General features: G+C 68.1%; 9 protein-coding genes and 3 pseudogenes. 10 read left to right on the forward strand and 2 right to left on the reverse strand.

Features of this window, described 5'->3' with window-relative positions:
* The 9 genes and pseudogenes from GJ632_RS15715 to GJ632_RS15745 all read left to right on the forward strand — a co-directional run.
* A pseudogene (locus GJ632_RS15715) lies at window positions 1-363 on the forward strand (hypothetical protein); the annotation flags it as partial.
* Between the two features lie 57 nt (window positions 364-420).
* Window positions 421-846 carry a hypothetical protein gene (locus GJ632_RS15720; protein ID WP_191453447.1) on the forward strand — a complete coding sequence of 142 codons (426 nt, stop codon included), beginning with the start codon at window positions 421-423 and terminating at the stop codon, window positions 844-846.
* 65 nt (window positions 847-911) lie between these two features.
* The gene (locus GJ632_RS15725; protein WP_191453448.1) at window positions 912-1,613 is read left to right on the forward strand and encodes a DICT sensory domain-containing protein; all 702 of its coding nucleotides are present in this window, start codon (window positions 912-914) and stop codon (window positions 1,611-1,613) included.
* A 155-nt stretch (window positions 1,614-1,768) separates the two neighbouring features.
* Window positions 1,769-2,002 carry a hypothetical protein gene (locus GJ632_RS23975; RefSeq protein ID WP_231751602.1) on the forward strand — a complete coding sequence of 78 codons (234 nt, stop codon included), beginning with the start codon at window positions 1,769-1,771 and terminating at the stop codon, window positions 2,000-2,002.
* Window positions 2,003-2,004: 2 nt separating this feature from the next.
* Window positions 2,005-3,642: a COG1361 S-layer family protein gene (locus tag GJ632_RS15730; protein WP_231751603.1), complete on the forward strand. Its 1,638-nt coding sequence runs from the start codon at window positions 2,005-2,007 to the stop codon at window positions 3,640-3,642.
* Between the two features lie 3 nt (window positions 3,643-3,645).
* The gene (locus GJ632_RS15735; protein ID WP_191453449.1) at window positions 3,646-6,234 is read left to right on the forward strand and encodes an RND family transporter; all 2,589 of its coding nucleotides are present in this window, start codon (window positions 3,646-3,648) and stop codon (window positions 6,232-6,234) included.
* A complete protein-coding gene (locus GJ632_RS15740; protein ID WP_231751604.1) occupies window positions 6,231-6,764 on the forward strand; it encodes a TrmB family transcriptional regulator in 534 nt (177 codons plus the stop codon). The genes GJ632_RS15735 and GJ632_RS15740 overlap by 4 nt, the downstream gene beginning before the upstream one ends.
* Window positions 6,761-7,021 carry a hypothetical protein gene (locus GJ632_RS23980; protein ID WP_231751605.1) on the forward strand — a complete coding sequence of 87 codons (261 nt, stop codon included), beginning with the start codon at window positions 6,761-6,763 and terminating at the stop codon, window positions 7,019-7,021. Before GJ632_RS15740 ends, GJ632_RS23980 begins: the two co-directional genes overlap by 4 nt.
* 78 nt (window positions 7,022-7,099) lie before the next feature.
* A pseudogene (locus tag GJ632_RS15745) lies at window positions 7,100-7,875 on the forward strand (inositol monophosphatase family protein).
* A gap of 53 nt (window positions 7,876-7,928) precedes the next feature.
* Here the strand turns inward: GJ632_RS15745 and GJ632_RS15750 are convergent.
* On the reverse strand, window positions 7,929-8,174 hold the full coding sequence (locus GJ632_RS15750; protein ID WP_191453450.1) for a hypothetical protein: 246 nt from the start codon (window positions 8,172-8,174) through the stop codon (window positions 7,929-7,931).
* Window positions 8,175-8,265: 91 nt separating this feature from the next.
* Window positions 8,266-8,547 (reverse strand): acylphosphatase, encoded by a 282-nt coding sequence (locus GJ632_RS15755; protein ID WP_191453451.1) that lies wholly within the window; start codon window positions 8,545-8,547, stop codon window positions 8,266-8,268.
* Between the two features lie 95 nt (window positions 8,548-8,642).
* On the opposite strand from GJ632_RS15755, the pseudogene GJ632_RS15760 reads away from it, so the two are divergent.
* A pseudogene (locus tag GJ632_RS15760) lies at window positions 8,643-8,989 on the forward strand (phosphomannomutase); the annotation flags it as partial.

The following is an 8,989-nucleotide window of genomic DNA, read 5'->3' on the forward strand; positions in this document are numbered from 1 at the left end:
CCCGTACGAACCGCTCGTCGAGTACCTTCGCGAGGAACACGCCGACGCGTCCGACTCGTCGTCGCGCGCGACGGCGACGACTCGGACGTGTTCGTCGCCGACGAGGCGGCGCGCGACCGGTACGACGAGCGAACGCTCGCCACCCTCATCGCCGCGCTCCGCGCGGGGGACGCCACGGTGGACGAGAAACTGGTGGACCTGCCGACGGGCGAGGACCAGTTCGTCGTCCGCGGCTACGAACACCTGCTGTTGGTTCGACTCTCCGTCGGCGACGACGCCGAAGTGCTCGTCACGCTCGAACGCGACGCCGAGGTGGACGTCAACGGCTTCGTGGACGCCTGCCGACGACGCCTCCGGAACTGACGCCGACACCGTCGCCGGGAGGCGAACGCACTAATCCGTCGCGCCCGTACCACGAGTATGTACACGGGCAAGACGGAGCAACCGTGCTGCCTCTGTGACGACCCGGAGACGGTCGCCCGCGTGGACGTGCCGCCGCGCGCGGTGCCGATGATGAAGCACTCCGGCCCCATCGCGTGGCGCGACATCGTCGGCGAGGTGTCGATTCACTTCTGCGAGAGCGACTGGGAACTCGTCCGTGACCTCGTCGTCGAGATGGACATGAACCCGCTGTCGCGGTGCAACGTCGCGCGGGCGTCGTTCAGCATCCGGGAGGACTTCGAGGCGTTCACCTCTCGGACCCGCGAGGAACCCGACCAGACCGAACTGGAGTCGCGCCTCCGCGCCGACGCGCGCGAGACGATGGCGAACTACGGGGACGACCCGATGGTGGAAGAACGGGACTACGTGGAGGCGTCCATCGTGCTCGACGCGCTTTCTCCGTGACGGGAACGCTTCGGCCGAACCGCACAAAACGGTTTTAGGGATACCGGCATAGGTTGACGTGATCGATGAGTTTGCGGGACATAATCACGGCCGTCAGGGAGCGACGACGGACGCTCGTCGTCTACGACCCCGCGCCCGACCAGTTGGTCGAACAGTTGCGGGAGTACGCCGCGCCGTACCCGCTGACGGTCGAACGCCGTACCGCCGACGAGTCGCTGTCGGGACACGTGGAACTCACCGACAGCGACGGCGGATTCGTCCGCACCGACTGCTCGGGTCTCCCGACGCCGCTCACCACCGAGGCGTTCGAAGAGCAGTTCCGAGACGTGCTGAGCCGAATCGACCGGACCACGTTCTCCTCGTACGACGGGACGCAGATGGCCGCCACCTCCCGCGAGATAGAGGACCGGGCGTGGCGGTACGGTCGAGGCTCGCTCCACGCCGGCTTCCAGCGCGCCTCCACGCTCGGCACGCAGGAACGGGTGTACAGCGACTTGGCGAGCAAGGACCTCGACATCCACGCCTACGCCGTTCCGGACCGGGACGCGCCCCGCCCCGACGGCGTGACCGTCCACCTCGTCGACGACGACGAGATTGCCGCGACGTGGTTCGTCGTCTACGACGGCGCGGGGGACGACGAGTCCAAGTGCGCGCTCCTCGCGGAGGAACGCGACCCCGGCGTGTTCCGCGGGTTCTGGACGTACGACCCGGACGTGGTCGACTCGGTCCTCTCGCACCTCTCGACCCGGTACGCATCGTCGACGTGAGTCTGTTTGTAAATTTCTACTACAACGCAAACGCAGAGTTTGTTTGTCGAAATTTACAACACCTTATATTCTAGGCGGTCAATCGGACTACACGAAGCGACAGTACCGGGTCCGCCCGCACCCGGTCAGATTCCGACGGCGGGCGCTCACATCACATGATACGGAAGTCACTCACAGTCCTCTTGGTCGTCGCACTCGTCGCGAGTGCCGTTCCTGCCGCAGCGCTCACTTCGAACCCGGACATCCAGGTCATCGTCCCGCAGCCGACGGTGCAACCGGGGACGGAGAACACCGTCGACTTCCAGCTCGTGAACGACCCCGGCGGCGCCGAAGACGAGACGGTCACCGCGCGGAACGTCCGCGTCCGCGTCGCGACAAGTCGCCGATAAACGTGCTGACGGAGAACCTCTACGTCCCGCAGTTGCCCGGCGGCGAACCGGCGACGCAGACGCTCCGGATGTCGGTCCCGTCCGACATCGACAGCGGGACGTACAGGATTCCGATAACGGTCACGTACCAGTTCGACTCCGGGAGCGGTGACGCCAAACAGATCACCCGCTCGCTCGAAGTGCCCGTGAAGGTCCAGAGCGGTCCCCGGTTCGTCGTCACCGCCACCAACTCGACGGCCACCGTCGACGGCCGCGGGACGCTCAACGTCACGATGGAGAACGTCGGCGAGGAGGCCGCCTCCGACGCCACGTTCACGCTCGCGTCGAGCAACAACGACGTGAGCCTCGGCGGCGGGGCGCAGGCGACGCGCTTCGTCGAGAACTGGAAGAAGGGCGGAGAGCAGACGTTCCAGTACGACGTACGACTCGGCGAGTCCGCCCAGCCCGGTAACTACTCGCTCGAAGGCACCGTCTCGTACAAGGACGCCTCCGGCAACGCCCGCACGAGTCCGGCGCTGACCGTCGGCATGCGGGCGCTCCCCGAGGTGACGTTCGACGTCTCCGATGTGGAGAGTTCGCTCCGCGTCGGCGGCAGCGGGAAGGTGACGGGGACCATCACGAACACCGGTCCGCTGACGGCGCACAACGCCGTCGTCGTCTTCCAGACGAACAGTCAGACCGCGCAGGCGACCGAGACGGAGTACGCCGCCGGGTCGCTCGAACCCGGCGAGTCGACCGAGTTCTCCTTCACGGTGAGCGTCGGGGAGTCCGCCGACCCCGGACCGCGCCAGTACGGCGTGCAGGTCAACTACCGTAACGGCGACGGTGACCAGGTCCAGAGCGACGTCGTGGACTTGCCCGTCGAGGTCAACGAGAGCGGATCCGGCTTCGCCATCCGGAACCTCGAGAGCACGCTCCGCGTCGGTGAGGAGGGGACGCTCAGCGGGACCCTCGTCAACACCGACGACGAACCGGTGACGAACGCCGTCCTGCGGTTCGCCCCGTCCGGACAGACGGTGACGCCCGTCGAGACGGAGTACGCCGTCGGCAACCTCGCGCCGGGCGAGGCCCGCGACTTCGAGTTCGAGGTGGAAGTCTCCTCGGCCTCCGCCGGCGGTCCCCGACAGTTCGGGTTCACCGTGAACTACCGCGACGAGGACAACACCCAGCGCACCTCCGACGCCATCGAGGTCCGCACCGACATCGGTCCGAAGTCGGACGAGTTCGAGGTGTCGCCCGTGAACGCGACGTACGCGGCGGGCGAAACCGGCGAGTTCCGCGTCGAGGTGACGAACTCCCGCGAGGAGGTGCTGACGGACATCTCGGCGAAGATATACACCGAGTCGCCGCTCACCACGTCGAACTCCGAGGCGTTCATCGCCGAACTCGAACCCGGCGAGTCGGAGACCATCGTCTTCGAGGTGAGTTCGTCGGGGAGTGCGCTGGCGAAGACGTACCCCGTGAAGATGGACTTCCAGTACGACGACAGTCAGGGTGAGACGGTCATCTCCGACACGTACCAGGTTCCCGTCGAGGTGACGGAGTCCGAGGGCGGCGGTCTCCCCCTCGGTCTCATCGCCATCGTCGTCGTCGGCCTCCTCGGGATACTCGGCTTCGTCTACGTCCGCCGACAGGACTAACGGATGAACTACGACTACCAACGCATCGTCGACTGGGTCGACGACCGAATCGTCGAGCAGTCCGGGAGGGTCATACTGGCGTTCCTCCTCGTCACGGCGCTCTTCGCCGTCGGTCTCGGGAGCGTCTCGACCGAGTCGGGGACCCAGCAGTTCGCCGAGGACATCCCCGCGCAGAACGCCCTCGACCAGATAAACGACGAGTTCCTCCCGGTGTTCGGCGAGAACACGGGCAGCACACAGCTCATCCAGCGGAGTCCGAACGTCCTCTCGAGGCAGTCGCTGCTCGCGATGCTCCGGACGCAGGAGCGCATCGAGGAGAAACCGACGTTGCGCGTCAGCGGCACGTCCTCGGCCGCGGCCGTGGTCGCCCGAACCATCGACCCGCAGGCGACGACGCTCGAACGCCAGATTACGACGCTCGAACGCGCCACGCAGAGCGACGTCCGGGCGGCCGTCCGAGCGAACGCGGACAACCCTGCGTTCACCGGCACGCTGAGCAACGACTTCAACGCGCAGAGCGCGTCGGCGTCCTCGACCATCGGCGTCGTCCAGCACTCGCTGACGACCGACGTCTCCTCGTCGGCGGGGCAGTCGGGGTCGAGTCCGCTGACGCCGATTCAGCTGACGATACAGCGCATCGTCGACAACTCGCCCGGGGACATCACCGTGTTCGGGAGCGGCATCATCTCCGACGAGTTCGGGACGGTCATCACCGACTCGCTGCTCATCGTCACGCCCGCGGCGGTCATCCTCATCGTCCTGTTCCTCGTCGTCGCCTACCGTGACCTCCTCGACCTCCTGTTGGGGACGTTCTCGCTCGCGATGGCGGTCGTCTGGACGTTCGGCTTCCTCGGGTTGGCGGGCATCCCGTTCAACCAGATCATGATCTCCGTCCCGCCACTGTTGCTGGCGGTCGGTATCGACTTCGGTATCCACGCCATCAACCGCTACCGCGAGGATCGCGAGACTGGGCTGGACATCGAGGACGCGATGCGCGTGGCGACCGACCAGTTGCTCGTCGCGTTCTTCATCGTCACGGGCACGACGGTCATCGGCTTCCTCTCGAACCTCGCCTCCGACCTGCCCCCGATTCGGGACTTCGGCGTCGTCGCCGGCGTCGGCATCACGTTCACGTTCCTCATCTTCGGCATCTTCCTGCCCGCCGCGAAGGTGTGGATGGACCGCCGCAAGCAGGACTGGCCCATCCCGACGTTCAGCCAGAAACCGCTCGGACAGGAGGGGTCGGCGCTCGGGGAGACGCTCAGCATCGGCGTCACCATCTCGAACCGGATACCCGTCGTCTTCCTCGTCCTCACCCTCCTGCTCAGCGTCGGGGCGGCGGGGTACGCGACGGGCGTCGACACGTCGTTCTCGCAGGAGGACTTCCTCCCGCCGGAGGAGGTGTCGCCGCTCCTGAAGGCCCTGCCCGAACCGTTCGCCCCCTCCGACTACTCCGTCGTCGGGACGCTGAACTTCCTCGAAGACAAGTTCACCAGCACGCAGGGGGGGTCGGTCACGATATACCTCGAGGGGCGGATGGAGAACGACGCCGCCTTAGAGCAGATACACCGCGCGGGCGAGGACCCGCCGGGGTCGTTCGTCTCCGAGGACAGACGGGCCGAGTCGACGAGCATCGTCACCGTCATCAGAGACTACGCCGAGGAGGACCCCGAGTTCGCCGCTCTCGTCAACCGCAACGACGTGAACGACAACGGCGTGCCGGACGACAACCTCGACGAGATATACGACTACCTGGAGACGTCGCCGGTGTCCTCCGAGGTGGACCGCTACCTCGCCGAGGACCACCGGAGCGCCCGCGTCGTCTACACCACATCGGCGGACGCCTCCGACAAGGAGGTGACGGCGGACGCCCGCAAGATCGCCGACCGGTTCCGGTTCGACGCTGTCGCCACGGGCAACACCGTCGTCTTCCAGCAGGTGTCCGACCTCATCTTCAGCTCCGCCGTGACGAGTCTCGGACTCGCACTCGGCGGGACGGTGGTGTTCCTCGTGTTCATCTACTGGGTCCTGGACGGCCTGCCGTCCATCGCCCTCGCCAACCTCGTCCCCATCGTGGTGTCGGTGGCGGGCGTCGCCGGGACGATGCGCCTCATAGGCATCTCGTTCAACGCGTTCACGGCGACCATCCTCTCGCTGACCATCGGGCTGGGAATCGACTACTCGGTCCACGTCGTCCACCGCTTCCTCGACGAGCGGAAGAAGACGGACCTGCAGACCGCGCTCCGGCGGACCGTCGTCGGGACGGGCGGCGCACTCATGGGCAGCATGTTCACGACGGCGTTCGGCATCGGCGTCCTCGTGCTGTCCGTGCTGTCCGTGCTGGGCCAGTTCGGCATCCTCACCGCCCTCTCCATCGTCTACTCGTTCCTGGCGTCGCTGGTGGTGCTGCCGTCGGCGCTCGTCGTCTGGGACCGCTTCGCCAACGAGAGCCCGGACGTGCCAATGGTCGAACAGGGGGCGGCCGGCGACGGGGAGTCGGATCCCGACTCCGACGCACTCGCGACTGACGGAGGGGTCGTCGATGCGCAACCCTCATCCGACGCCACCACCGACGGGGGAGAGACGCGATGACCGAGACGAACGACGGCGGAGGCGACGACCGGCCGAGCGAACACGAGGCCGTGGAGTCGCTGGAACGACTCGGCCTGTCGAACTACGCCGCGCGGGTGTTCGTCGCGCTCCAACGCCTCGGCGTCGGGACGGCCAAGGAGATACACGACGTGGCCGGCGTCCCCCGGTCGCAGGTGTACGGCGCCGCGGAGGAACTGGAGGACCTCGGGCTGGTCGAACTCCAGCAGTCGACGCCGAAGCGGTACCGACCCGTGAGCCTCGACGCCGCCCGGCGGAGTCTCGCGGAGAACATCGAGCGCGAGACGAACCGCGCGTTCGACTACCTCGAAGCGGCGCGCGAACAGCGCGCCGCCGGCGAGACGCGCGACGACGTGTGGACCGTCCGCGGACACGAACCCGTGAACAACCGGGCGGTCGAACTCGTCGAACGGGCGACGGAGCGAGTGGTGTACGCCGCGCCGGACGCGTCGTTCGTCACCGACGAGTTCGTGGACGCGCTTCTCGAACGCGCCGACGCGGCGTGTGCGTGAACGTCGTCAGCGAGAGCGAGGCGGTGCGAGACCTGTTCGCGGACGTCTCGAACGTGCGGGCGTCCTGCCCTCACGACGACCCGCCCGCCGACTTCACCGGGCGCGTCCTGCTCGTGGACAGCAGAGCCGTCCTCCTCTCCGTCCTCTCGGACGCGCCGGGGAGCGACGAGACGGCCATCTGGTCGGCCGACACGGCGATGGCCGACATCCTCTCGCGCATGATAGAGGGCGCGATACAGACGATGAGCGACATCTGAGCGTCGTCCCCTCGCCGGGGGTCCGCACCGTTCGCCGCCCCCGGAGACTATTTCTCCACGCTCGCCGACACCCGAACCGTGACTGACAGAGCACGGGTCGCCGAGACGGCGGCCTCCGCGGGCGCGAACGTCGCCCTCGGGATGTTCGAACGCGACATCGAGGTCGAAGAGAAGTCCTCGAAGACCGACGTGGTCAGCGAGGCCGACGCGGCCGCGCAGGACGAGATTCTCGACGCCATCGCCGGCCACTACCCCGACGACGTGGTCGTCGGCGAGGAGGGAGACACGCCGAAAGAGATACCGGAGACGGGCGACGCGTGGGTCGTCGACCCCATCGACGGCACCACCAACTACCTGCACGGCTTCACCGCGTGGTGTCAGGCCGTCGCCGCCGTCCGCGACGCCGCGCCCGTCGCCGCGGCGGTGACGCGCCCCGCCGTCGGCGACCGGTACGTCGCGGACGACGAGACGCTGTGGAAGAACGGCGTGCCGACGACGGTGAGCGACGAGTCCGACCCCGAGCGGTTCGTCGTCGCGCCGACGCTCAGAGTCCACGACGGCAACCGGGACCGCTACCTCGACGTCGTCGACACCTGTTTCGCCGCGTTCGGCGACATGCGGCGCATCGGCTCCGCGCAGGTGACGCTGGCGATGGTCGCCGCCGGGTCGATAGACGTCGCCCTCGGCGTCGGGCCGTCGAACCCGTGGGACACCGTCGCGGGCGCCACATGATTCGGACCGCGGGGGGAACCGTCACCGACGCGAACGGCGACCCGTGGCGACACGACAGCGACGGACTGGTCGCTTCGAACGGCGAGGCGCACGACGCCGTCCTCGACGCGTTCGGGGTCTGAGAGGCGTTCGACGAACTGACCGAACGACGCCCACCGACGCCGTTTCCGGCGACTCAGACGCGCGACCCGACGCCTGCGGCGCGCGTCGCCCCCCACGCGAGGACGACGATACCGACGATGAACCCGCACAGCGCCAGCATCAGCGGTATCGGTTCGAGCAACGCCCCGCCGAGGAACGGGCCGCGGACGAGGAGGAAGCCGGTGCCGACGGTGACGACGAGGCCGACGAGCGAGACGATGCCGTAGAAGTACGTGAGGACGCCGAATCCGGCGCGGTCGGTGCCCGAGCGACGGTGCATACCGTCTCAGTCGACCGCAGGACCTTATACTGTCGGCTCTCGCGGGGCCGCCGCCCCGGACCGCCGGCGCTACCGGGCGCGAAACGCGCCCTCACCACCGGACGCGGAAGCCCGACTCCTGCTCTGGGCCCTCGTACTCGACGGCCACGTCCTCCACGTCGGCGGTCTCGCTCCCGGTGTGGCACCACTCCACCATCTCCTCGACGGCGTCCTCCGGTCCCTCGAACACCGCCTCGACCCGGCCGTCGTCGAGGTTCTTCACCCACCCGTCCACGTCGCGGGCGCGGGCGGCGTCTCGCGTACTGGCTCGGTAGTAGACCCCCTGCACACGGCCGGTGACGTGGACGTGCGCGCGCACTCGGTCGTCGGTCATGCCGCCGCCTTCACGTCCCAGTACCAAATATCGGCTGGCCGCGCCGGAGTCCGCGAATCGAAGCCATCTAAGTGGCGGGCGGTCGATTCGCTCGTATGGAACTCTTCGGTACCGCCGGGATTCGCGGCGACGCGGTGACGCGCGTCACGCCGGAACTCGCGCTGTCTGTGGGTCGTGCGGTCGGGTTGGACGCCGTCGAGTCGGACGGACGCCCCGAAGTCGTCGTCGGCCGCGACGGACGGACCACCGGGCCGGCGTGGCCGCCGCCGTCGAGGCGGGCCTCGAATCGGCCGGGGCCGCGTCCGCCGCGGGGGCGTCCTCCCGACGCCGGCGCTGGCGTTCGCCTCGCGCGGCCGCCGTGGCGTCATGCTCACCGCGTCGCACAACCCCCCGACGGACAACGGCGTCAAGGTGTTCCGCGACGGCGAGGAGTACGACCGGA

Source organism: Halogeometricum sp. CBA1124 (genome assembly GCF_009741955.1).
Lineage (GTDB): Archaea > Halobacteriota > Halobacteria > Halobacteriales > Haloferacaceae > Halogeometricum > Halogeometricum rufum.